This window comes from Thiofractor thiocamini (assembly GCF_055384375.1).
In genome coordinates this window covers 1,898,165-1,920,878 of sequence record NZ_AP042389.1, presented here as the reverse complement: position 1 = coordinate 1,920,878, position 22,714 = coordinate 1,898,165, and the positions used below count along the sequence as shown (strand labels likewise).

The following is a 22,714-nucleotide window of genomic DNA, read 5'->3' as shown; positions in this document are numbered from 1 at the left end:
TTCTCCTATATTATCTTCATGGCCGCTACGGCTATTGCTGCACTTTCGCTTTTTAGTATCATAGGTGTGTCCAAACTATAGACTGCTTTATCGGTAAACTGTTCTCTTTCATGGTCACTAAAGCCGCCTTCGCATCCTATGAGTATGCTTTCAAACTTACTGCTTTCTATGCTATTTCCTCCAAAGTCCAAAACAGCACTTTTTGGGTATCTTTTAAAATACTCTTCTAAAGTATCGACTATCTCCATCTCCATCATCTTACTTCTTCCACACTGTTGGGATGAGTTTATAAGTATCTTTTTCAATCTTTCAAGATTTATCTTGAAGTTTTTTTGACTTCTTTCACAGTAGATGAACGATATCTTGGCTACCCCCATCTCATTTAGCATGGGAAGAGTTTTTTCTATGGTTTTAGGATCGATGATACACCATCCTATATGAAGATATCTTTTAGCCGTTACAACTAACTCTTTTTTATCTTCCAAAACAAGCATAGCATCTTTTTTTGATACATTTTCTACACGATAAAAGTATATATAATCATCTGCCAAATTTCTCAAAGCCACCCTCTCGCCTACTCTGTGTCTTCTTGCTTTAAAAAGATATCTGTATGATTCCTGCGCTATTGTTATCTCGTTTTGCGAAGCATTTTCATCATATAAAAACTGCACTATCACCCCTCTGTCATTATATTTTTCAGACTCAGTTTAAACTTGCTTCCGACTCCTTTTTGGGAGTCTATGTTGATATAAATCTTCTCTTTATCACAGTATGACTTGACGATGCTAAGCCCCAGGCCATACCCGCTTTTGCTCTCATCTGCTTGATAGTGCCTGTCAAATACTCTAAAAAGCTCGCTCGAATCCATGCCTATGCCGTTATCTTCTACTATAAGTTTATCTTTTTTTAGTATCACTTTTACATATCCGCCGCTTTTGTTGTACTTTATGGCATTTGATATGAGATTGTCAAGAACTTTTACAAAGCCTGTTTTATCGGCTCTTACTTTTATATCCTCCAATTCTCCCGTAACTTCCACATCTTTACTGATCTCTCTAAATTTTTTGATACTCTCAAGACACACATCTTTGAGGTTAAATGTTTCTTTATCGACCTGTTCAATTTCTCTTTTTATGTAGTAATCCATCCCTTTGTAAAGCTGCAGAAGATCTTCGCATGCTTTTTCTATCCTGTCAAGTCTTTTGATATTTTTTTCATTGGCTGGATTTGTCTTGATCATTTGGGCATTTGCCTTGATGGTGGCTACCGGTATATTTAATTCATGAAGAGTATCTTTTAAAAGCCTGTCAAGAAATTTGTTGGTTTGAAATATGGGATTTAAGAAAAAAAGTGCCAGCATATATCCGCCAAAAAGAGAAACCAAAAAAGCTGCTATACCTATGAGATAAAAAAGATGTTCACTTAGATAAAACCTATCGATGATAAAGTATATGATAGTAAATATAAAAAACATCCACAAAGAAAAAAAGAGAGAAATCTTTACCAATACCCACTTATGCTCTTTTTCCACCGCTTACCTCAATTCTCAATTCTCAATTCTCAATTATAAAAACCTGTATCCAAGGCCTCGTATATTTTCTATAGCCTCTTTTCCAAATATCTTTTTTAAATTGTTTATATACACTCTCAAAGCCCCGCTGCTTACAATTTCTTCACTTTGCCACAGTTCATCTTTTATCATTTCCTTGGTGACCACCTGTCCTCTGTTTCTTAAAAGAAGTGCCAAAAGCTGTAAATCTTTTAGATTTATCTTTATCTCTTCATTGCCTTTTAAAAGTCTTTTTCTTTTGATATTGTAGCTGTACTCATCGTTTATCTTGATGATCTCTTCGGGTTCTACTCTTTTTAAAACTGCTTTTATCCTCATCAAAAGCTCATCCAAATCAAAAGGTTTTTTTATATACTCGTCACATCCGGCTTCATACCCTTTGGTGATGCTCTCTTTGTCAACCGAAGAAGTGATGAAGATTGCAGGTGTGTTATCCCCGTATTCTCTTAACTCTTTTAAAAGCTCTATCCCGTCAACAAGCGGTACTTTTATATCCAAAAGATAAAGAGCGTATGAATTTTTATAACTTAGCCTCAGTGCCTCCTCGCCGTCTTTTGCAAGATCTACACCAAATCCCTCGTTTTCTAAAAAGTCCTCAAGCGTTTCCAAAAGAAGTTCGTTGTCTTCAAGAACAAGTACTCTCATCATAGCTCCAATCAAGTTTCTCCCCTGCAAACATCGGTACCACATCACCATACTTTTCAGGCACCAAAAACTCTTTTCTTTCCAAAGTTATATCTTTTTTCAAAGGTTTGATACCATATATCTCTCTTGCATTATCACTTATGAATTTTTGTAGATTTGCAAGTTTATTATGCTTTTCGAAAAGTTCGCAAAGCACAGGGAGTGCTACAGGAGCGGAAAAAACCCCTGCCGCACATCCGCAAGACTCTTTAGCACTTTGAGGATGAGGCGCACTGTCACTTCCAAACATTACCTTGGGATGAGCATTTAATGCAACTTCCAACAAAGCCTCTTTATCCTCTTCTTTTTTGGCTATGGGTTTACAAAAAAGATGAGGTTTTAAAAGTCCTCCTGCAACATCATCAAGTGTGATAAGAAGATGATGAAGCGTGACGGTAGCATACAAGTTTTCATAACTTTCCAAAAGTTTTACACTGTTTTTATCCGTTATATGCTCCATCACTATCTTTAACTTTGGAAAAGCCTTTGCGATTTTTTCATAAAATGCTCCAAACTCTTTTTCTCTATCCATCACAAAGCCGTTTGTCTCGCCATGTACCAAAAGCGGGAGTCCAAGCTCACTCATAGCCTCAAGCGTCTCTTTTAAGTCATCTATCTCGAAGCTACTCACCCCGCCTTCAGAGTTAGTAGTGATCCCGCTTGGATAAAGTTTTATAGCTTTGATCTCATTTTTAGCCTCTTTCAAAAACTCATAAGTGTAGTCATTTTTAAAAAAGAGTGTCATATACGGCTCGAACTCGTCACCGTCTATAGCATCCATTATCCTTTTTTTGTAAGCCTTTACAGCTTCTATGGTGGTTATCGGAGGGACTAAGTTTGGCATGATGATAGCACCTGCAAAGTACTTTGAGCTACATTTTGCTATATTTTGCAACATTTCCCCATCTCTTAAATGCAAGTGCATATCAAGAGGTGAATGTAAAGTTATCTTCATAATTTTTCTCCTAATACATAAACCCAAACAGCCAAAGAGGTATCTTGTGTTTATATCCTACTTCTATATCATCTGAGACTACATAACTATCTTTTATATCTTTTATCTGTTCATAACTTTTCTTTTTACCGCCTATTTCAAATATATACTTATCTTTTACCAAAAAATCTCCCTGTTTTGGTATAGTGATCATATCTTCATCTTGCATAGAGGCAAAAAATAACTCTCTTATAGTACCTTTTTCTATATTTTGACAGTATGCATAGTGCAGATTTGTATTGTTAAGATAAATTTTATCAGGCTTTAAAAAGATACCATCACCCCTTGTTTTACTCTTAAAAATTTGCAATATCTTTCCCTTTTTTAGATACTCAAGGTATTTGTATAAAGTTTGATAGTCATTCACCCCTATTTTACCTGATAACTCTTTTATATTTATTTTAAAAGGTTTCGACTCACAAATCAACCTAACGAGCTTTTTTAACTTTATGATATTCTCATAAGGTATAGAAAAAATTGATGGAATATCAACTTCTATGACGGTATTGACAGTCTCTTTCAATTTTATAGGATATAATTTTTTATCTTCAAAGTAAAATGGATAGTACCCATATTTCAAGTACTCTTCAAAATATTCAAACGGCTTAAAAAGTTCTGCCAATTCATAAGCTATATCTACATGATTTTTTACTATATCTTCAAGAGTATATTTTGGAAGTTTTATATCTTTAGACAACTCTATAAATTCCCTAAAAGATAATCCTCTCATATGATAAAGCATAACTCTTCTGCTAAGATCAGCTTTAGAGTGATCGAGTTTAATAGCGCTGCTACCACTAAAGATAACTTTTAAATCCAAAATATCATATATTTTTTTTAACTCTTTTTCAAAATTTTTATATTTGTGTATCTCATCTATAACAAGCAATTTTCCGCCGGTTTTACTAAATTCATAGGCTATATCAAAAAGAGAATCCACTTCTATATCATCTGCGCTAAAGTATAGTTTTTTTGATAATGGGATTTTACTCTCTTTTAAATACTGAAGTAAAAATGTAGTTTTCCCCACTCCTCTTGCACCAACAATTCCTATAAGCTTCTGATCGAAATGAATATAATTAAAAATATATCTTTTATAATCACTTTTTAAACTTCTTAAATAGTTTAATTGAAAATTTTTAAGATATTCTAACATTCTAATTCCTAAAATTTTGTTTGTAGCCAAAATATTATATCATAAAATTATGTCTCAATCCATAATTTTAAAGTGTATCTTTTGCCTCGTTTATAAGTCTTTGGACACTTTTTTGGTAATTTTCCAAACTCTCTTTGTCGGTTGCTTCATATCTTGTTACCAAAACAGGAGTGGTATTTGATGCTCTTACTAGTGCCCATCCGTTTTCAAAGTTTATCCTGACTCCGTCTATATCTATGATACTTTTTATCTCAGACAGATAAGAGGGTCTTTTAAAGAGTATCTCTTTTATCCATTTCATCAGTTCAAACTTTTTATCCTCGGCAACAGGAACTTTTATCTCTTCTGTTGAGTAAACTTTTGGCAGAGCATCTATCTCTTTATCTAAATCCATTCCGTTTTTTACAAGTTCCAAAACTCTCAATGTCGCATACAAGGCATCATCATATCCGAAGTATCTATCGGCAAAGAAGATATGTCCGCTTACTTCTGCCGCCAAATCCGCCCCAACCTCTCTCATCTTTACTTTCAAATTACTGTGGCCTGTTTTATACATGATGGCTTTTCCGCCCATTTTATTTATCTCATCATACATCACCTTAGAGCATTTTACTTCACCTACGACTACCGGATTTTTCATCTGTTTTGCAAAAAGTATGGCTAAAATATCACCTTTGATATTGTATTTTTTGGTAAGTACGGCTATCCTGTCGGCATCCCCGTCATAGGCAAATCCTATATCAAATCCTTTTTTCAATTCCTCTTTTATCTCTTTTAGATTTTCTTCTATGGTAGGATCTGGGTGGTGATTTGGAAAGTTACCGTCAGGTTCAAGATACAACCCTTTATAATCAAGTCTCAAATCATCAAAAATATCTTTTATGACCACTCCGGCCGTACCGTTCCCTCCGTCTAAAACAACTTTTGTTTCAAGTCCTTCCAGGAAAGAGAACTCTTTTATCATGAAGTCGATATATTTTTTCTTTGCGGGTATCTTGATGCAGGTTGTGTTATCCTCTATGTGCATATCTTGCAGTTTGAAAAACTCATCTCTTAAAGCATATATGTCATTACCAAAAAAAGGTTTTTTATCTATGGTTATCTTGAAACCGTTATACTCTTTTGGGTTGTGGGAGCCGGTTATCATGACCGTTCCGGCTGCTTGTATACCGCTAAATTCGACATAATTTGCAAAGTAGCATACTGGAGTGGGAACAAGCCCCATATCAAGCACTTTTACTCCAGCTTTTATAAAACCGCTTGCGAGATAATCTCTCAAAATCGGCGAATGTGTTCTAGCATCATAGCCGATACCTACATATTTTCCATGTTTTTTAAGCTTTATCCCCAAAAGATAGCCTATGAGTTTTACACTTTTTTCATTTAACTCTTTTTCAAAAATCCCTCTTATATCGTATTCTCTAAAGATATTTTCCATCTATTTCCTTAAAATAAGCCTAATTACTTGTTTGAATTATACTCTTTACTACTCTAAACTATACTTAAACTTAATTTCGATAAAATTAGTCTCTTAATTTTGGTCGCATAGCTCAGTTGGTAGAGCACTACCTCGACAAGGTAGTGGTCACAGGTTCAAGTCCTGTTGCGACCACCATTACAATATATAATATAGTCGATATTATACAAGATTTATGAGCATTGCTAATTTAAACGGAAAATTGACATTAAGAAAACCGTACTTAACCCGAAGGGCGCTTTACAGGCGTAGACTATGCAAGATAAACTTGCATAAGCGTCTCGCCGTGCGAAGCTACCAACGACAAGCAGTTGTCGTTGGCTTTACGCTTCTCCCGTTTGCGGTTTTTAGTCAATTTGTAGTGTCCTTTAGTAAATTAGCACCGTGAATAAATTTTGTGTAGTATCAATCTAATAAAAACGAGGTAATTTTTGGAAGAAGAAGTTATAGCTTTAAAAGTCGGTGACGAGATCATCGACCTGCAAACTGCAAAAGAAAACGGTATAGATATACAAAATGCTCAAAAAATCCATCTTGACAACTCCAAAGAATCCCTTGAAGTTTTAAGACACTCTGCAGCCCACCTTATGGCTCAAGCCATAAAAAGTCTCTATCCCGAAGCAAAGTTTTTCGTAGGTCCTGTCATAGAAGACGGTTTTTACTATGACTTTAGAGTGGATAAGAGTCTTGGCGAAGCGGATCTTAAAGATATAGAAAAAAAGATGAAAGAGCTTGTTAAAAAAAGATATGAGATAACCAAATACACCATAACCAAAAAAGAAGCTCTTGAAAAATTCAAAGATGACGATCTTAAACTCGAAGTTTTAAAACGCATCCCGGAAGATGCCAAGGTAGGTATATACAAGCAGGGTGATTTTGAAGATCTTTGTCGCGGACCTCATCTACCAAATGTAAAATATATCAAATTTTTCAAGCTTACAAGGATAGCCGGAGCATATCTCGGTGGTGATGAAAACAATGAAATGCTTACAAGGATCTATGGAACTGCATTTGCTACCAAGGAGAGCTTGAAAGAGTATCTTCAAATGATAGAGGAAGCAAAGAAGAGAGATCACAGAAAACTCGGAAAAGAGTTGAAGCTTTTTACTTTCGATGAAGATATAGGTGCAGGGCTTCCTTTATGGCTGCCAAACGGAGCAAGACTAAGAAGCAAGCTAGAGCATCTTCTTTACAAGTCTCACAGAAGAAGAGGTTATGAGCCGGTTCGTGGACCTGAAATCCTAAAAAGTAAAGCATGGAAGATAAGCGGTCATTATGACAATTACGGCGAAAATATGTACTTTACCCAGATCAATGAAGGTGACGAGAAAAATCCAAGAACGGTAGAGTACGGCATAAAACCCATGAATTGCGTAGGTCATATAAAGATATACCAAAGTGAACTTAGAAGCTATAGAGACCTTCCTTTAAAATTTTTCGAGTATGGAGTCGTTCACAGACACGAGATGAGTGGAGTTTTACACGGATTGTTCAGGGTGAGAGAATTTACCCAAGATGATGCGCATATATTTTGTACACCTGAGCAAATCAAAGAGAATGTTTTGGAAGTTTTGGGCTTTGTCGATGACATCATGAAAAGTTTTGACTTTGAGTATGAGATGGAAGTATCGACTAAACCCGATAAAGCCATAGGAAGTGATGATATATGGCAAAAGGCTACAAAAGGTCTTATGGACGCACTTGATGAAAATGGTATAAGTTACGGTATAGATGAGGGTGGTGGTGCATTTTACGGACCGAAGATAGATATAAAGATAACAGATGCACTAAAAAGAAAGTGGCAGTGCGGAACTATACAGGTAGACTTTAACCTGCCTGAGAGATTTGAACTCGAGTACACAGACAGTAACAATGAAAAAGCAAGACCGGTTATGCTGCACCGGGCGATACTAGGATCATTTGAGAGATTTATAGGCATCCTTACCGAACACTGTGCCGGTGAGTTTCCTTTTTTTATAGCTCCGACACAGGTTGTCATAGTTCCTATAGCCGACTCTCATATAGAGTATGCTAAAAAGATACAAAACGAACTTATGCAAATGGATATAGACAGCGAAGTTTCAAGTAAAAATGAGAGTTTAAACAAACGTATCAGAATGGCAGAAAAGCAAAGAGTTCCTCTTATCATCGTAGTAGGTGATGAAGAGGTACAAAACAACTCCATAGCTCTAAGGGACAGAAGAGAGAGAAAGCAGTCCGATATGAGTTTGGAAGAGTTTAAAGATTTCATTAAGGAGAAAATGGATGGAGTTATCTTTTGAGTAAGGATAAAGATGTAGTGATGAACAGTGATATCAGGTTTCCTGAAGTCAGATGTATAGGTGATGACGGGACACAATACGGTATCATATCTTCTCGTGAAGCTCAAGACATTGCCAACGAGCAGGGACTTGATCTAGTTCTCATAGCACCAAACGGCAAACCTCCGGTTTGTAAAGTTATGGATTATGGTAAGTTCAAGTACCAGCAAGAGAAAAAGAAAAAAGAGGCACGAAAAAAACAGAAGATCATCGAAGTTAAAGAGATAAAACTTTCTGTTAAAATTGCACAAAATGACATCAACTACAAAGTAAAACATGCCAGAGAGTTTTTAGAAGCCGGAAAGCATGTCAAGTTCAGGGTATTCTTAAGAGGACGTGAGATGCAAAACCCAGAAGGCGGTGTCGAAGTTCTAAACCGTGTATGGGAAATGGTCAATGACATAGCTGACAGAGACGCTCCTCCAAGTAGAGAAGGAAGATATGTCAATATGCTTACATTCCCTAAAAAAGAGAAATAAAAAGTAAAATTCCCGATAAAGTGCTAAGTATCAAGCCATAAAACAATGGTTTGATACTTAGCACTTGTTTTGCCGATTTTTTCAGCAAAAGGCTAAGAATTTTTAAAGGAGCTAAAATGCCAAAGATGAAGACTCTAAGAGGCGCGGCCAAGCGTTTCAAGAGAAGCAAAAACGGTATCAAAAGAGGAAGTGCTTTTAGAAGTCATATCCTCACAAAAAAAAGTCCTAAGAGAAAGAGACTTTTAAGAAGTCCAAAACATGTGGACAAAGCCGATATCAAAGCTGTAAATCTTATGATTCAAAGCTAAGCCACCAAAGTTTACTTAAAAGACAAACTTTTAAGTTTCATCCCCCTTATAAGGCCTAAGGTCATAAGGGAAAGTTCGCCAAGAGCGACACCAAATATAAAGGTCAAGGAGACAAAATGAGAGTAAAAACAGGAACAGTCAGAAGAAGAAGACATAAAAAGCTTCTCAAACTTGCAAGAGGTTTCTACAGCGGTAGAAGAAAACACTTCAGAAAAGCGAAAGAACAGCTTGAAAGAAGTTTGGTATATGCCTACAGAGATAGAAAAAGAAAGAAAAGAGACTTTAGAAGACTCTGGATCACCAGAATCAATGCGGCATGCAGACTAAACGGAATCAGTTATTCAAAATTCATATATGCACTAAACAAAGCAAACATAAACTTAGACAGAAAAATCTTGGCAGATTTAGCGGTAAATGACGCTGAAGCATTTACAAAAGTTGTAGAGAGCGCAAAAGCGGCACTTTAATACTTTAAAGCTCACTTCATTTTTGAAGTGAGCTTTAAATCTTTTATCATCCTTTTCACCACCATATCAACTATATCATTATCTACCTTTCCTCTAAAATCTTTTTGAACTCTGTAGATTTCATTTTTACCGACAAAAAAAGAGAGCCCCATATATCCGTTAAAATCAGCAGGTATCGCATGCATTACAGGATTTGCGCAAGATATCACGTAGTGGGAGTATAATTTCACTATATATTTTGAATTTTTTACACTGTGGATGTCATATTTTTTCAAAGAATGTTCGACTTTATCCAAAAGATAGTAGTTATCTCCTTCAAGCTTTACACTTTTTATACCTTGTAATGATATATCTTTTTGATAAAATTTGGTATATATGCCATCATCGTCCCCACACCCTGCAAAAAGCAGGATAAACATCATCGTCATTATAGTTTTCATGGAAGGATTATATCACATTTAAGAATTTTTAGATATAATACATCCCTAAAAAATTACGAAAGGTGGTGATGTTAGGTGCCAGGTATCAAAGTAGGACCTAGAGAGTCTTTCGAAGAAGCGTATAGAAAGTTCAAGAAGCAGATAGATCGTAACTTGATAGTTACAGAAGCTAGAGCTAGAAAGTACTATGAGACAAAAACTGAAAAGCGTAAAAAGCAAAAAATTGCCGCTAAGAAGAAAATGCTCAAAAAACTCTATATGCTAAGACGCTACGAGTCAAGACTCTAATCACACACATAAGGGATCTTCTGATCCCTTATCTTGCTCCATATTTATCCAAAAACAAACTTACATAATTTTTTGACAAGTCAAACAGAGCTTCTCCGTGACCGTTTCCAGGCAGTATCAAAGTAGTCGGAGTAGAAGCCTCTTTAGTGTAGTTCAATGTCCTTTCTAAAGCGAAGTCTTTTGCGGAACTTACAAACATCAAAGGTATGGCTATATCTCCTATACTATCTTCCGCACCAAGTTCTTCTGTACTTCCGGGCGAAAAAAGAACGGCGATTTTGGGTTCATAGTCAAACATAATGCTTATCAATCCCGCAGCTCCCAGTGACGCGCCAAAAAATGAGAGATTTTGGATATCTATATTTTTATAACCTCCTTCAACTGTATCGAGCCAAAGAGAAAGATCACTCGGTATCTTTTGGAAATTTACTTTTTTAGAGCTCTTTTCTATACTCTTTTTCAAATCAGCTAAAGATGTAAAAGGCACTATTTTATTTATGCTACTACGCTGTTTTACAGATGCTCCATGCCCTCTTAGATCAACCATCAAAGTTGCGTACCCTCTTTTTCTCAACTCTTTTGCAAACTCTATCCATTTGGTATGGTCACTGCCAAATTGATGCACCAAAAACGCCAGCGGATAGACATTTTGTTTCTTTTTTGGAAAATCGATCCACCCTTTGAGTATAAAACCATCTTCACTTTTAATGGTGATCTCTTTTGCATTCAGTGAAAACATGACCAATAAAACAGTTACAAATATTTTCTTCATTATACGCTCTCCTTTTTATATAAGAAAATATTATAACAAAAAATTTGAAGCATAATTTTAAGAAATTTAATTAATTTTTAGCTCCATTTTAGTATCATATACTAACTATAACAAACAACTAACCAAGGATAAACATGATACTAACAACACCATTGAAGAGTAACAGCATAAAGATACTGCTTCTTGGAAGCGGAGAATTGGGTAAAGAAGTCGCTATAGAGGCAAACAGACTAGGAGTGGAAGTGGTAGCGGTAGATAGATACCCAAATGCACCCGCTCACTTAGTGGCTAACAAAAGTTATGTCATAGATATGAAAAACGAAAGTGAGGTTTTAGAAGTTATCAAAAGAGAAAAGCCTGATTTTATACTTCCCGAGATCGAAGCTATCAACATAGAAGCACTTTTCAAAGCTGAAAAAGAGGGATTTTTCGTCATACCCAACGCCGAAGCAGTAAATAAAACAATGAATAGAAAAAATATCAGAGAGTTTGCAGCGGTTGAATTGGGTTTGAAGACAAGTTCATACAAGTTCGTAAAAAGTTTTGAAGAGTTGGAAAGTGCTGCAGAAGTTATAGGTTATCCGTGTGTTATCAAACCCGTTATGAGTTCAAGTGGTCATGGCCAAAGTATAGCAAAAAGCAAGGATGACTTGAAAGCCTCCTGGGAAATGGCAAAAGAGGCAAGAGGGGATGCGAGTGAGCTTATAGTAGAAGAGTTTATAGAATTTGACTATGAGATAACACTCCTAACAGCAAGAAACGAAAAAGAAACCGTTTTTTGTGAACCGGTCGGACATATACAAAAAGATGGGGATTATATCTTTTCATGGCAACCTATGGATATGAGTGAAACCGCTAAGAACAGGGCTAAAGATATAGCCAAAAGAGTAACGGATGGACTTGGCGGTAGAGGTATATTTGGGGTAGAAATGTTCATAAAGGGTGATAAAGTATACTTTAGTGAAGTAAGCCCAAGACCTCACGATACCGGTATGGTAACCATGATAACACAAAGCCAAAGTGAGTTTGCTTTGCATATCAGAGCGGTACTTGGACTGCCACTTGATTTTATAACTTACGGGAGCGGTGTCAGTGCGGCATACAAAAGCTATATAGACAGTGTAAGACCGACATTTGAACTGCCTGACAATGCTTTTAGTGAAAACAGTTTTGTTAGGATTTTTGGTAAGCCCGAGTCTCATAAAGGAAGGAGGATGGCAGTAGCCCTTGTTTTTGGAGACATCAAACCGTCGATGGAGCAGGCAGAAAATATCATAAAAAATATCAGAGAATTAAGATGAAAAAACTAACAGTTAGTGAAGCGGCTAATTTTTTTGGTATAACCAAAGAAGCGATTTATAACAGAGTCAGAAGAGGTAAACTAAAAACAGTCAACGAAAACGGGCTCAAGTATGTAGTTGTCGAAGATGATATAAGAAGTATACCCAAAACAAGAAATTCAAATAAAACCACGAATGAAAAATATATAACTTTTTTAGAAAACGAGGTAAATGAGTTAAAAAAAAAGATTAAAAAAATCGAAGATGAAAATGCAAAACTCATCAATGAAAAATTACAAATCCTCGAACAATCAAAAAAAGAGCTTGAAGAGATATTTGCCACAAGAGATGAACAGCTAAAACAGATACTTCATCTAATGAATGAAAAATACGCTCTTCCCAAAATCCAAAGTGTAGAAGTTATCGATACGAATGTAAAAAACAAAGATAAAAAGAAAAATGACAATAAAGCACTTCCAAAACCAAAAAAGAAGATAAAAAAATCTAAAAAAAAGAAGGGTAAAAAATGAATATAGTCTTTTTGGATACAAAAACGGTTGGGGATGACATATCACTTGATAACTTTAAAAAATTCGGCACTTTCACAGGTTATGATATAACCAAAAGCAAAGAAGAGACCATCCAAAGAGTAAAACAGGCAGATATCATCATAACCAACAAAGTCATCATAGATAAAGACATCATGGATAGTGCAAAAAACTTAAAGCTCATTTGTGTCGCAGCAACAGGTATGAACAATATAGACTTAGAGTACGCCAAAAACAAAGGAGTATCGGTAAAAAATGTAGCCGGCTACTCTACCAAGTCTGTCACTCAGCATACTTTTACACTGCTTTTTTACCTCTTAGGTAAAACCGGATACTATGATAAACTGGTTAAAGAGAAAAAGTGGTGTGAAAGTGAGATATTTACAAATCTTGATAAACCTTTTTGGGAAATTGCCGGAAAAACATGGGGCATCATAGGGCTTGGGAACATAGGAAAAGAGGTTGCAAAGATAGCGGAGTGTTTTGGAGCAAATATCATCTACTACTCTACAAGCGGAAAGAACAGTGACAAAAGATATGAAAGAGTTTCCTTAAAAGAACTGATGAAAAAAAGTGACATCATATCCATCCATGCACCTCTAAATGATAACACAAACAATCTTATAACAAAACAAGAGTTATCTATGATTAAAGATGGTTCCATCATACTAAATCTCGGAAGAGGCGGGATCATCAACGAAAATGATTTGGCAGAAATTTTAGACAATAAAGATATATATGCCGGACTTGATGTGACAAAAAATGAGCCCATAGAAGAGGATTCTCCACTTTTAAATATAACAAACAAAGACAGGCTTGTTATAACTCCTCACATCGCATGGGCAAGCCTCGAGGCAAGAAAAACTTTGGTTAAAAAAATCATACAAAATATAGAAAATTTTATAGGAGGGAATTAAAATGGCAAAAGAGCATAGTTTCGATATAAGTGCCGAGATAGACAAACAAGAACTTAAAAATGCGATAGAACAGGCAAAAAAAGAGATAACAAACAGGTATGATTTTAAGGGTTTGGTTTCCGAGATAGATTATAACGAAAAAAACAAACTCATAACTTTGTTAGCTTCAAGCGATAACAAAGCAGACGCCATAAAAGATATACTTTTAAGCAAAGCCATAAAAAGAGGACTTTCGCCAAAAGCTTTCAAAGAGACGAAAAGAGAGAGTGCAAGCAGTGGCAATATAAAAGTATATCTAAGTATAGTCGATACCATATCTAGTGATGATGCGAAAAGTATAGTAAAAGAGATAAAATCACTCAAACTAAAAGTTCAACCATCCATTAGAGGAGATATCGTAAGGGTTACCGCAAAATCCATAGATGACTTGCAAACTTGCATAAAAGCGATAAAAGAGAAAGATATGCAAATACCGTTAAATTTCATCAATCTCAAATAATAAGAATAATTTTGAAAGATATACCGCCTATAGAAATTTTACCTGAGTTAAGTTTCAAGTGTAGGATTCTAGCCTTATTGTTGGCTTCATTGTTTTTTACTTTACCGGCCATTTTGGCTATATATTTCTGGTACAGTTATGATGATGGATTGATGGCAGTGTTTATCTTTATCTTTCTTCAAATTGTTTCCGGTATCATTTTATCAAAGATAAGGTTTTACTCTACTCCAAATGATCAGATTGAGATGGATTATACTACTTATGAGATACTCAAATGGTATATTTATAAAAACATATGCTCAAAGAGGATACAAAAACCTCTTTGAGCATAAAAGACTTGTTGAAATAACAAGTCTAAAATATCAATGAGTACTCAAATATGCATGTATGCTTTTAGCCGCTCTTTTCCCTTCGCCTAGAGCTTTTATGACTGTTGCCGCACCACTTGCCGCATCACCACCGGCAAAAGTACCCTCCACGCTTGTCATCATATTTTCATCCACTATGATAACGCCTCTTTCATCTCTTTTTATCTCCGGAGCTCTGTCTAAAAATAGCCTGTTGGGCACTGTTCCAAGTGCTTCTATGACTGTATTTACTCCCATATAAAACGTACTTCCTTCTATAGGGGTAGGATGTAGTTTTCCATTTTCATCTTCAACAAGCTCCATTCTGACCAATTCCATATAGTCGATAAATCCATCATCATTGCCGTGAAATCTAACCGGATTTACCAATTCATGAAATATTATCCCTTCTTCAAGTGCGTGCTCTAACTCTTCTTTTCTAGCCGGTGCATGCTCTTTTGTTCTTCTGTATATGATGTGAACTTCTTCTGCCCCTAGTCTGAGTGCAGTTCTAGCCGCATCCATGGCAACATTTCCTGCACCTATAACGGCAACAATCTTGCCTACATCTATAGGAGTATCCCACTCTGGAAATTTGTAAGCTTTCATAAGATTGGCTCTTATTAGAAATTCGTTTGAAGAGTAAACCCCATCCAGTGGATTTTCACCTTGTATTCCCATAAATTTTGGAGCACCTGCACCCATCGCTAAAAATACCGCATCATTTTGGGAAACCAGCTCATAGTAATATATATTTTGTCCTACTGTATGGTTGAGTATGATTTTTACTCCCATATCTTCAAGTTTTTTCACTTCCTGATCCACTATATCTTTAGGAAGTCTAAACTCTGGTATGCCGTACTGTAAAACTCCGCCTGCTTTATGAAGTGTTTCATATATGGTAACTGCATATCCATACTTTCTACATTCAGCAGCACAAGCAAGTCCCGCAGGACCTGAGCCTACTATGGCAACATGCTTGTCTTCATTGTTTGCTATAACTTTATCCACTTCAACCTTGTGTGTCCTGCCCCAGTCAGCTATGAAAGCTTCCAGTTTTCCTATGGCAACAGGCTGATCGAATTTTTCCAGGATACATGCACCTTCACACTGTTTCTCCTGTGGGCACACCCTACCTGAACAAGCCGGGAAAAAGTTGTCCTCTTTTACCAAAAGATATGCTTCTTCAAATTTTCCCTGAGAAATTAAAAGATTCATTTCTTTTATGCCTATATTGACAGGACAGGCCGGTTCGCATTTTGGTTTTTTGCACTGAATACACCTCGCTGCCTCCTCCATAGCCTCCTCTTCGCTGTAACCGTAGGGAACGGATTTGAAATTTTTTATCCTTTGAAGCGGTGGCTGCTCTTTCATCGGGATTCTTGGTTTTATTTTTGGCATTGTCCGCATCCTCCTTCATGAGCTTCATAATATTCAAGAGCTATTTTTTCCTCTTTTTTGAACATCGCATATCTTTTCATCGCTCTGCTCCAGTTGACTTTTCTACTATCAAACATTGGTCCATCAACACAAGCTAGTTTCATTTTACCATCTATATATATCCTGCATGCGCCGCACATTCCCGAACCATCAACCATCATTTGTCTTGTGGTAAACAAGTTGTCTATATTGTTTATAGCCAAAAGAGTGGAAACCGCTTTCATAGTAGGAAGTTTTCCTCCTCCAAAGACAAAATCAATATGTACATCATTGTCTATCAATTTTTTAAGTTTTACCACATAGCTTCCTTTTTCTCCGTAACTTCCATCTTCTGTAGTTATAAAGTGTCTGTGGGCATACCTACTGGCTAGATACTCTTCAGGATAAATTTCATCTTTGCTTGGAAAAGTCTGTATGGATATGATATCATTTCCCTCTATCTTACTTAGTGCTTCGCATATAGCATAGTTTTCAGCGTGGCCGCATACCGCATCGGAAACGACGACGACCGTTCCATATTTTTTCTCTTCTATACCGTGCCCCAATGGACCTATGACATTTTCAAAGCTCGTCAAACCGTCTCTTAACTCTCTTGAAGTTTTTCCAAGCTTTCTTATGAACATGCTTATCTTTCCATCTCTGACTTTTTGGATGGACATCGGTATCCTCTCACCTTCTTTCCTGGTCATTAGCATGACAAACTGTCCCGGATGAAACCTTTCGGCAACCTCAGGAGCCTCCACATCAACAAAAAAGTCTATCGAATCCAAATCGAGCATTTTCGTGATCTTGAATGACATATATTCCTCCTTTAGTGGGAAGTGATTAACCCTTCCTTCACAATAACTAACACAATTTTAGCACTATAAAAATTAATTAATTCTTTAATTATATAAAATAATAATATTATTTCCTTTTTTTTAGCTGATTTTAAATAAATTTACATAGTTGTTAAATATTATGTGTTTTAAATGTTTATGATCACTACTATTTGCAAGGGATATGTTTGATCGAAGAATATGAAGTAGCTGGCGGGCAGAGGGGGATTCGAACCCCCGGTAGGTTTCCCTACGGCCGCGTTCCAGGCGACTGGATTAAACCAGCTCTCCCATCTGCCCAAAAATTGAAATGAGATTATAGCATATTTGTCTTAAAATAACAAAAGTAAAATATTTTTTACTTTTTAAGGGCGATATAATCTTTTTTCACTATAATTTTATCAGCAAACTGCCTAAGGTTTAGGCTGACATAAATATTGCAAACTTCATAACCCCTTCATGCAACATTTATCGTCTTGATTTTTGCAAAAAATTCAAGGAGATGCTTCAATGAACAGAAGAGTTTTTTTAAAAAATAGTGCCATAGGTGCCGGCGTGCTTTCACTCTCACCATCTTTACTCTTGGCAGATAATGACAATATAAGAAGATTTAGGGTCATACAGGATTTCGATATCAAATATGATGAAAAAGAGTTTCCCGCTCGTCTTTGGAATCCTCTTCCTTTTAATGCCGAGTTTCAAAAGGTTAAGTTTTTAAACTTCAAGGGTGATTATGACTCATTTGATATAAATCTTAAAAATCCTTATGATGCAAAAGTTTTATACACCAAGTGGAAGAAAAGTGATAAAAAGAAAACTTTACACATAGAGATGGAGATAGAGACAAGATACAGAAGAGTTGATCCAAAGCTCATAGAAAAAGCGAGTAAATTAAACCTGCCTATTCCAGATAGTGTAAAGCTGTTTTTAAAACCGACTTATCATATACCAACCGATGGAAAGATAGCTAAAAAAGCAAAAGAGTTGACTAACGGTATAAGTGATAGATTTGAAAGAGTAAAAGCTATATATGATTGGGTTACAAAGGTGACTTTTAGAGACCCTAAAGTTATAGGTTGTGGCATAGGAAATGCAGGCAAGATGATGGATAGCGGGTATTTTGGCGGAAAGTGTACCGATATAAGCTCCTTGTTTGTCGCTCTTTTAAGATCAGCCGGTATCCCATCACGCGAAGTTTTTGGCATAAGGCTTGGGCTATCTCACTTTTCAAAAGCTCTTGGAAAAGCAGATAAAAACGGCTTTGCAAACATATCAACCTGGCAGCACTGTAGAGCCGAATACTTTATACCGGGAATCGGCTGGATACCTTCAGATCCGGCTGATATAACAAAACTTGAACTTGTTGAAAACTTAAAATATGATGATCCAAGGGTTCAAAATCTAAAAGAGAAGTATCTGTACTCTTGGGAAATGAATTGGGTTGGATTCAACTGGGCAAGAGACTTTGTTCTTTGCCCAAAACCCACTCAATATCCGTTAAATATGCTTGGCTATCCTTATGCTGAAGTCAATGATGAAGTTTTAAACTACTATATGCCACATGAGTTTAGCTACAATATAACTTCACAAGAGTTATGATAAAAAAGATCGACTGTAAAAATCTCGCTTGTCCAAAGCCTGTCTTGCTAACAAAGCAGGCTTTGGAAGATATAGGGGATGAGGGGATAGTTGAAGTAGAGCTAAACTCACTCTCAAGCATAGAAAATGTAAAAAGATTTGCAAAGTCCCAAGGTATATACTTTGAAATTAAAACTAAAACAAAAGAGCTAACTGTTATATCGTTAGTAAAAGGTTATGAGTGCCAGATAGAAGATAAGAGTGATAAAAAGTTTTATACTATCATCATAGGTTCGGCTATATCAGCTATACTTGCAAGTACCTGCTGTTTGGCTCCGCTTTTGTTTTTGTTATTTGGTGTTAGTATGGGTTCACTAACATTTTTACAAGTTTTTGCACCGTATCATATATACTTTTCCATCTTTGCTGTCAGCTTGATAGCGTATCTATGGTATGATTACTTAAAAAAGAAGAGAAATCAACTCTTTTGCGCAACCACGCTTTGTAAAAACTATAAACTTTACTTGATACTTGGAACTTTGTTCGTTCTATTTTTTACCACATATCCATACTGGATAGGTTATATATTGGAGTAATTATGAAAAAGATTGTATTGGTATTGATACTTTTATCAGCTATATTTGCACAGACAAAAACCGCTATCATAAAGATAGAGGGTATGACTTGTCCACTGTGTACTACTGCGATAAAAAAGAGCCTTAAAAAAACAAATGGTGTCATCAAAGCAAAAGTAAGACTGAATACTCAAAAAGCCACGGTAATTTTTGATGACACAAAAGTCTCTAAAAAGATACTTTTAATTGCTGTAAAAAAAGCCGGGTACAGTGGAAAGATTATGAATATCAAGTAAAAATACGATATAATTTCCTATATAATTGCTATAAGCAAGGGGAGTTATATGAATATGTTAAAAAAATATATCTTACTAACTTGTATATTATCTTTTTTAGTTGCAGGTGATATAACCCCCGTCCCTCTAAAAGTCAATGATGTCGATCCACAAAAAGTATCTCTTGGCAAAAAACTCTTTTTTGATCCTATACTATCCAAGAACGGTACTGTGGCTTGTGTAAATTGTCACATATTAAGTAACGGGGGAGATGACAACAGACAATTTTCCATAGGTATCAATGGACAAATGGGAAACATAAACTCTCCGACAGTTTTCAACGCAAGATACAATATAGCCCAGTTTTGGAACGGAAGAGCCAAAGACTTGCAAGAGCAAGCAGAGGACCCCATAGAAAATCCTGTAGAGATGGGTAACACTTTTGCCAATCTTGTAAAAATTCTCAAAAAAAGTCCATACAAAAAAGAGTTTGATAGCATTTACAAAGACGGAATAACAAAAGCAAATATTGCTAATGCCATAGCAGAGTATGAAAAACCCTCATTACTCCAAATGCACCGTTTGATAGATACTTAAGAGGCGACAAAAATGCCATCTCAAAGATACAAAAAGAGGGATACGAGCTTTTTAAAAGCAAAGGGTGCATCTCTTGTCACAACGGTATCAATATAGGAGGCAATCTCTATGCAAGATTTGGAGTTTTCAAGCAGGCAAAAAGTAAAAGTTTAGGAAGATACGAAGTAACTCACAACAAACTTGATAAATACTTTTTTAAAGTACCGACTCTAAGAAACATCACTATGACTTCACCTTATCTGCATGATGGAAGATATAAGAACTTAAATGATGTAGTCAAATTTATGCTCAACTACCAACTAGGCAAAGAAGCAAAACAGAGTGATATAGATAAGATAGTTGCATTTTTAACTTCTTTAACCGGAAAATTACCGAAACAGTAAAAAAGGGATAGCGGGTGAAAATCGATGAATTAAAAACATATATAAAAGAGCCCGGCATCATACTCTTTTTTATACTTATATTTTTTGTCAGCATACTTTTTTATAAATCAATACAAATAGAAAATACTTTCAGCATATACAATAAATACATAAAGACAACAAACAGACTCTATATCATAAACAACAATTTCAATCTCTTTTTATCAAAAAAATTGACACTGGTAAATTATGATAAAATAACAAATCTTGAAAAAGAGTTTGAAAAAAAACTATCTACACTGGAAAATGAAGAACTTTTTTTAAAAGACTCTGCTGTTATAACCGCACTTGACAAACTAGATAAAAAATTCCATAAAAAACTGGAACTACTCGAGAGATACAAATCATACAATGCCACAACTGTAAGTTCGATGATGTATATATTTGACTCGGTTGCAAATCTAAACTCAAACAGATATGGATATATCCAGGAGGCGACTTTCAATCTCGCTAAGCTTTTTATAGGCATAAATCTCGATAAACAAAATATAGATAAAGATTTGAAGATTCTAGATAGTTCTTGTAAAAATGCTCCAAAAGAGATAAAGTTTATATGTAGCAATATAAAAATCACAACTTTGCACATATTTACTATAAATTCTATAGGTAAAGAGTTAAAATCTATCAACTTAAAAACAAATCTAAAAAAAGTTAACTATTTTATAAACGGTTTCTTCAAAGATTATCTAAAAAGTTTGAAAACAGATATCATTATCCTTCTTGTGATAGCACTTGTATTGCTCATACTTTTTGCATACAAATACACTATGTTTTTAAGAAATACAAAAAAACTTATCTCGTTTATATATGCGGTTGAAAACTCGGACAACACTGTAGTAATGACAGATAAAGATAGAAATATAACATATATAAATGATGCTTTTATAAAAAATACCGGCTATACAAAAGAAGAAGTTTTAGGACAAAACCCAAGGATTTTAAAATCAGGGCTACTTCCACAGGAATTTTATGATGAAATGAACCAAAAACTTGATAGCGGTCAAAAATGGAGTGGTGAATTTATAAATAAAGACAAAAACGGAAAAATATTTTATGAAAAAGCTTCTATAACACCGATGTATCAAGGCAAAAAACTCATAGGATACCTTGCTATAAAACTAAATATAACAGACTATATAGAGCAGGAAAAAAGAGTTGCTTTTCTTGCAACACACGATCAGCTTACATCATTGAAAAATAGACGGGCGATGGAGTATGAGATAACACAGTACATCGAAAAAGCCAAACAAGACGATACAAAGATAGCTCTACTGTTTTTGGATCTAGATAATTTCAAAGTTATCAATGACACTTTAGGTCATGACATAGGGGACTTGCTTTTGAAGTATCTTGGCAAAAGACTCATACACAATCTTGACAACAAAGACAGCATATATAGATTTGGGGGAGATGAGCTTGTCATAATAATCACAAAAAATGTTACAAAAGAAAATATTTACCATGTAGCAAAACGGGTGATGAAACTGATAAAAGAACCCATCACCGTGCAAAATCACAAGATAAGCACAAGTGCGAGTATGGGTATATCCATATATCCTGAAGATGGAAAAGACTTTCAAACTATCCTTAAAAATGCCGACATAGCCATGTATACTTCCAAAATGAGTGGAAAAAACGGATATAAATTTTACAGTGAAAACTTTTCGCAAGAGTTGCAAAAACAGATCAACATAGAACAAGAACTTTCAAATGCACTGATTAACGATGAATTTTATGTGGTTTATCAGCCAAAATATTCACTTAAATCCAAAAAGATCCTTGGACTTGAAGCACTTTTAAGATGGGAAAGTAAAAAGCTTGGCAATATACCACCTGATGTTTTTATACCGATCGCTGAAAATATGGGTATCATATATGATATAGGGTTGTTTGTCTTTTCTCAAAGCTGCAAAGATTACAAAGAGTTAAAAAACAATTTGTCCGACTTAATAAATATGTCAGTCAATGTATCTGTAGCACAGTTAAACAATCCAAAAATTATAGAAGATTTTGAAAAAATTATGTATCAAGAAGAAATCATACCAAATGATATGGCTATAGAGATAACTGAAACAGCGGTAATGAGAAATATAGAAGATAATATAACAATACTAAAAAATATCAAAGAATCAGGTCTTCAAATCTGTCTTGATGATTTTGGCACAGGATACTCATCACTAAATTATCTTATAAAGCTACCTATAGACAATATAAAGATAGATAAAAGTTTTATAAATATAATGTTCAAAGGTGACAAAGAAAGGGGAATGATAAAAACTATCAAATCCATAAGTGACAACTTCGGATACCATACCGTTGCCGAAGGCATCGAAAGCGAAGAGCAAGATATAGCTCTTAGCATTATGGGTATAGGCTACGGACAAGGCTACTACTTCAGTAAACCTCTTACAAAAGAAGAGTTGATAAAAAAATTTGGCGAATATTCTTGAGGTAACTTTAAA

General features: G+C 35.3%; 24 protein-coding genes, 2 tRNA genes and 1 pseudogene. 16 read left to right on the top strand and 11 right to left on the bottom strand.

Features of this window, described 5'->3' with window-relative positions; genetic code table 11:
- Positions 1 to 5: 5 nt before the first annotated feature.
- The 6 genes from ACZ47B_RS09765 to ACZ47B_RS09740 all read right to left on the bottom strand — a co-directional run bounded on the left by ACZ47B_RS09765 (position 6) and on the right by ACZ47B_RS09740 (position 5,842).
- The gene (locus ACZ47B_RS09765) at positions 6 to 671 is read right to left on the bottom strand and encodes a 16S rRNA (uracil(1498)-N(3))-methyltransferase (protein ID WP_464894340.1); all 666 of its coding nucleotides are present in this window, start codon (positions 669 to 671) and stop codon (positions 6 to 8) included.
- Positions 672 to 673: 2 nt separating this feature from the next.
- Complete coding sequence (locus ACZ47B_RS09760) at positions 674 to 1,531, bottom strand: sensor histidine kinase (protein WP_464894339.1); 858 nt, start codon at positions 1,529 to 1,531, stop codon at positions 674 to 676.
- A gap of 33 nt (positions 1,532 to 1,564) precedes the next feature.
- Positions 1,565 to 2,215: a response regulator transcription factor gene (locus ACZ47B_RS09755; protein ID WP_464894338.1), complete on the bottom strand. Its 651-nt coding sequence runs from the start codon at positions 2,213 to 2,215 to the stop codon at positions 1,565 to 1,567.
- Positions 2,196 to 3,209: a dihydroorotase gene (gene pyrC, locus ACZ47B_RS09750; protein ID WP_464894337.1), complete on the bottom strand. Its 1,014-nt coding sequence runs from the start codon at positions 3,207 to 3,209 to the stop codon at positions 2,196 to 2,198. Before pyrC ends, ACZ47B_RS09755 begins: the two co-directional genes overlap by 20 nt.
- Before the next feature lie 10 nt (positions 3,210 to 3,219).
- Positions 3,220 to 4,404, bottom strand: a complete 1,185-nt coding sequence (locus tag ACZ47B_RS09745; RefSeq protein ID WP_464894336.1) for an ATP-binding protein — start codon at positions 4,402 to 4,404, stop codon at positions 3,220 to 3,222.
- Between the two features lie 67 nt (positions 4,405 to 4,471).
- Positions 4,472 to 5,842, bottom strand: coding sequence for a phosphomannomutase/phosphoglucomutase (locus ACZ47B_RS09740; protein ID WP_464894335.1), 1,371 nt, complete (start codon positions 5,840 to 5,842; stop codon positions 4,472 to 4,474).
- Between the two features lie 101 nt (positions 5,843 to 5,943).
- On the opposite strand from ACZ47B_RS09740, the gene ACZ47B_RS09735 reads away from it, so the two are divergent.
- From ACZ47B_RS09735 to rplT, 5 genes are all read left to right on the top strand, one after another.
- Positions 5,944 to 6,019, top strand: a tRNA-Val gene (locus tag ACZ47B_RS09735).
- A 293-nt stretch (positions 6,020 to 6,312) separates the two neighbouring features.
- Positions 6,313 to 8,163 carry a threonine--tRNA ligase gene (thrS, locus tag ACZ47B_RS09730; protein ID WP_464894334.1) on the top strand — a complete coding sequence of 617 codons (1,851 nt, stop codon included), beginning with the start codon at positions 6,313 to 6,315 and terminating at the stop codon, positions 8,161 to 8,163.
- Between the two features lie 20 nt (positions 8,164 to 8,183).
- The gene (gene infC / locus ACZ47B_RS09725) at positions 8,184 to 8,681 is read left to right on the top strand and encodes a translation initiation factor IF-3 (protein ID WP_464895727.1); all 498 of its coding nucleotides are present in this window, start codon (positions 8,184 to 8,186) and stop codon (positions 8,679 to 8,681) included.
- A 116-nt stretch (positions 8,682 to 8,797) separates the two neighbouring features.
- Entirely contained in the window at positions 8,798 to 8,989 is a 192-nt protein-coding gene (gene rpmI / locus ACZ47B_RS09720) for a 50S ribosomal protein L35 (RefSeq protein ID WP_464894333.1), read from the top strand.
- Between the two features lie 116 nt (positions 8,990 to 9,105).
- On the top strand, positions 9,106 to 9,456 hold the full coding sequence (rplT, locus tag ACZ47B_RS09715) for a 50S ribosomal protein L20 (RefSeq protein ID WP_464894332.1): 351 nt from the start codon (positions 9,106 to 9,108) through the stop codon (positions 9,454 to 9,456).
- An 11-nt stretch (positions 9,457 to 9,467) separates the two neighbouring features.
- Here the strand turns inward: rplT and ACZ47B_RS09710 are convergent, their stop codons facing one another.
- Positions 9,468 to 9,896 (bottom strand): hypothetical protein, encoded by a 429-nt coding sequence (locus ACZ47B_RS09710; RefSeq protein WP_464894331.1) that lies wholly within the window; start codon positions 9,894 to 9,896, stop codon positions 9,468 to 9,470.
- A 75-nt stretch (positions 9,897 to 9,971) separates the two neighbouring features.
- Between ACZ47B_RS09710 and rpsU the strand changes: the two genes are divergently transcribed.
- Entirely contained in the window at positions 9,972 to 10,184 is a 213-nt protein-coding gene (gene rpsU, locus ACZ47B_RS09705) for a 30S ribosomal protein S21 (protein ID WP_464894330.1), read from the top strand.
- Positions 10,185 to 10,212: 28 nt separating this feature from the next.
- Here rpsU and ACZ47B_RS09700 read toward each other — a convergent pair whose 3' ends face one another.
- Positions 10,213 to 10,956, bottom strand: coding sequence for an alpha/beta hydrolase (locus tag ACZ47B_RS09700; protein ID WP_464894329.1), 744 nt, complete (start codon positions 10,954 to 10,956; stop codon positions 10,213 to 10,215).
- A gap of 134 nt (positions 10,957 to 11,090) precedes the next feature.
- On the opposite strand from ACZ47B_RS09700, the gene purT reads away from it, so the two are divergent.
- From purT to ACZ47B_RS09675, 5 genes are read left to right on the top strand one after another with little or no spacing between them, the layout of a single operon-like run.
- Positions 11,091 to 12,257: a formate-dependent phosphoribosylglycinamide formyltransferase gene (gene purT / locus ACZ47B_RS09695; protein WP_464894328.1), complete on the top strand. Its 1,167-nt coding sequence runs from the start codon at positions 11,091 to 11,093 to the stop codon at positions 12,255 to 12,257.
- Positions 12,254 to 12,766 carry a helix-turn-helix domain-containing protein gene (locus tag ACZ47B_RS09690; protein ID WP_464894327.1) on the top strand — a complete coding sequence of 171 codons (513 nt, stop codon included), beginning with the start codon at positions 12,254 to 12,256 and terminating at the stop codon, positions 12,764 to 12,766. Before purT ends, ACZ47B_RS09690 begins: the two co-directional genes overlap by 4 nt.
- Positions 12,763 to 13,701, top strand: coding sequence for a D-2-hydroxyacid dehydrogenase (locus ACZ47B_RS09685; RefSeq protein WP_464894326.1), 939 nt, complete (start codon positions 12,763 to 12,765; stop codon positions 13,699 to 13,701). The genes ACZ47B_RS09690 and ACZ47B_RS09685 overlap by 4 nt, the downstream gene beginning before the upstream one ends.
- Before the next feature lies 1 nt (position 13,702).
- Positions 13,703 to 14,200, top strand: coding sequence for a YajQ family cyclic di-GMP-binding protein (locus ACZ47B_RS09680; protein ID WP_464894325.1), 498 nt, complete (start codon positions 13,703 to 13,705; stop codon positions 14,198 to 14,200).
- Between the two features lie 11 nt (positions 14,201 to 14,211).
- Positions 14,212 to 14,526, top strand: coding sequence for a hypothetical protein (locus tag ACZ47B_RS09675; protein ID WP_464894324.1), 315 nt, complete (start codon positions 14,212 to 14,214; stop codon positions 14,524 to 14,526).
- A 36-nt stretch (positions 14,527 to 14,562) separates the two neighbouring features.
- On the opposite strand, the gene gltA is transcribed toward ACZ47B_RS09675, so the two are convergent.
- The 3 genes from gltA to ACZ47B_RS09660 all read right to left on the bottom strand — a co-directional run bounded on the left by gltA (position 14,563) and on the right by ACZ47B_RS09660 (position 17,105).
- Complete coding sequence (gltA, locus tag ACZ47B_RS09670) at positions 14,563 to 15,948, bottom strand: NADPH-dependent glutamate synthase (RefSeq protein WP_464894323.1); 1,386 nt, start codon at positions 15,946 to 15,948, stop codon at positions 14,563 to 14,565.
- A complete protein-coding gene (locus tag ACZ47B_RS09665) occupies positions 15,936 to 16,787 on the bottom strand; it encodes a sulfide/dihydroorotate dehydrogenase-like FAD/NAD-binding protein (RefSeq protein ID WP_464894322.1) in 852 nt (283 codons plus the stop codon). The genes gltA and ACZ47B_RS09665 overlap by 13 nt, the downstream gene beginning before the upstream one ends.
- Positions 16,788 to 17,016: 229 nt before the next feature.
- Positions 17,017 to 17,105: transfer RNA gene (locus tag ACZ47B_RS09660), tRNA-Ser, on the bottom strand.
- A 210-nt stretch (positions 17,106 to 17,315) separates the two neighbouring features.
- Between ACZ47B_RS09660 and ACZ47B_RS09655 the strand changes: the two genes are divergently transcribed.
- The 5 genes and pseudogenes from ACZ47B_RS09655 (at position 17,316) to ACZ47B_RS09635 (ending at position 22,702) form a co-directional block, all read left to right on the top strand.
- The gene (locus tag ACZ47B_RS09655) at positions 17,316 to 18,404 is read left to right on the top strand and encodes a transglutaminase-like domain-containing protein (protein ID WP_464894321.1); all 1,089 of its coding nucleotides are present in this window, start codon (positions 17,316 to 17,318) and stop codon (positions 18,402 to 18,404) included.
- Positions 18,401 to 18,979 carry a mercuric transporter MerT family protein gene (locus ACZ47B_RS09650; RefSeq protein ID WP_464894320.1) on the top strand — a complete coding sequence of 193 codons (579 nt, stop codon included), beginning with the start codon at positions 18,401 to 18,403 and terminating at the stop codon, positions 18,977 to 18,979. The genes ACZ47B_RS09655 and ACZ47B_RS09650 overlap by 4 nt, the downstream gene beginning before the upstream one ends.
- A 2-nt stretch (positions 18,980 to 18,981) precedes the next feature.
- On the top strand, positions 18,982 to 19,254 hold the full coding sequence (locus tag ACZ47B_RS09645) for a heavy-metal-associated domain-containing protein (RefSeq protein WP_464894319.1): 273 nt from the start codon (positions 18,982 to 18,984) through the stop codon (positions 19,252 to 19,254).
- A gap of 54 nt (positions 19,255 to 19,308) precedes the next feature.
- Positions 19,309 to 20,213 (top strand): annotated as a pseudogene (locus ACZ47B_RS09640) (cytochrome-c peroxidase).
- 14 nt (positions 20,214 to 20,227) lie between these two features.
- On the top strand, positions 20,228 to 22,702 hold the full coding sequence (locus tag ACZ47B_RS09635; RefSeq protein ID WP_464894318.1) for an EAL domain-containing protein: 2,475 nt from the start codon (positions 20,228 to 20,230) through the stop codon (positions 22,700 to 22,702).
- The last annotated feature ends 12 nt before the right edge of the window (positions 22,703 to 22,714 follow it).

What these genes read in the sequence shown, in the direction of transcription:
- ACZ47B_RS09755 (WP_464894338.1), bottom strand. Translation starts at nt 2,215, where the DNA reads ATGAGAGTACTTGTTCTTGAAGACAACGAACTTCTTTTGGAAACGCTT.
- pyrC (WP_464894337.1), bottom strand. Translation starts at nt 3,209, where the DNA reads ATGAAGATAACTTTACATTCACCTCTTGATATGCACTTGCATTTAAGA.
- ACZ47B_RS09745 (WP_464894336.1), bottom strand. Translation starts at nt 4,404, where the DNA reads ATGTTAGAATATCTTAAAAATTTTCAATTAAACTATTTAAGAAGTTTA.
- ACZ47B_RS09740 (WP_464894335.1), bottom strand. Translation starts at nt 5,842, where the DNA reads ATGGAAAATATCTTTAGAGAATACGATATAAGAGGGATTTTTGAAAAA.
- infC (WP_464895727.1), top strand. Translation starts at nt 8,184, where the DNA reads ATGAACAGTGATATCAGGTTTCCTGAAGTCAGATGTATAGGTGATGAC.
- rpmI (WP_464894333.1), top strand. Translation starts at nt 8,798, where the DNA reads ATGCCAAAGATGAAGACTCTAAGAGGCGCGGCCAAGCGTTTCAAGAGA.
- rplT (WP_464894332.1), top strand. Translation starts at nt 9,106, where the DNA reads ATGAGAGTAAAAACAGGAACAGTCAGAAGAAGAAGACATAAAAAGCTT.
- ACZ47B_RS09710 (WP_464894331.1), bottom strand. Translation starts at nt 9,896, where the DNA reads ATGAAAACTATAATGACGATGATGTTTATCCTGCTTTTTGCAGGGTGT.
- ACZ47B_RS09700 (WP_464894329.1), bottom strand. Translation starts at nt 10,956, where the DNA reads ATGAAGAAAATATTTGTAACTGTTTTATTGGTCATGTTTTCACTGAAT.
- purT (WP_464894328.1), top strand. Translation starts at nt 11,091, where the DNA reads ATGATACTAACAACACCATTGAAGAGTAACAGCATAAAGATACTGCTT.
- ACZ47B_RS09690 (WP_464894327.1), top strand. Translation starts at nt 12,254, where the DNA reads ATGAAAAAACTAACAGTTAGTGAAGCGGCTAATTTTTTTGGTATAACC.
- ACZ47B_RS09685 (WP_464894326.1), top strand. Translation starts at nt 12,763, where the DNA reads ATGAATATAGTCTTTTTGGATACAAAAACGGTTGGGGATGACATATCA.
- ACZ47B_RS09680 (WP_464894325.1), top strand. Translation starts at nt 13,703, where the DNA reads ATGGCAAAAGAGCATAGTTTCGATATAAGTGCCGAGATAGACAAACAA.
- gltA (WP_464894323.1), bottom strand. Translation starts at nt 15,948, where the DNA reads ATGCCAAAAATAAAACCAAGAATCCCGATGAAAGAGCAGCCACCGCTT.
- ACZ47B_RS09665 (WP_464894322.1), bottom strand. Translation starts at nt 16,787, where the DNA reads ATGTCATTCAAGATCACGAAAATGCTCGATTTGGATTCGATAGACTTT.
- ACZ47B_RS09655 (WP_464894321.1), top strand. Translation starts at nt 17,316, where the DNA reads ATGAACAGAAGAGTTTTTTTAAAAAATAGTGCCATAGGTGCCGGCGTG.
- ACZ47B_RS09650 (WP_464894320.1), top strand. Translation starts at nt 18,401, where the DNA reads ATGATAAAAAAGATCGACTGTAAAAATCTCGCTTGTCCAAAGCCTGTC.
- ACZ47B_RS09645 (WP_464894319.1), top strand. Translation starts at nt 18,982, where the DNA reads ATGAAAAAGATTGTATTGGTATTGATACTTTTATCAGCTATATTTGCA.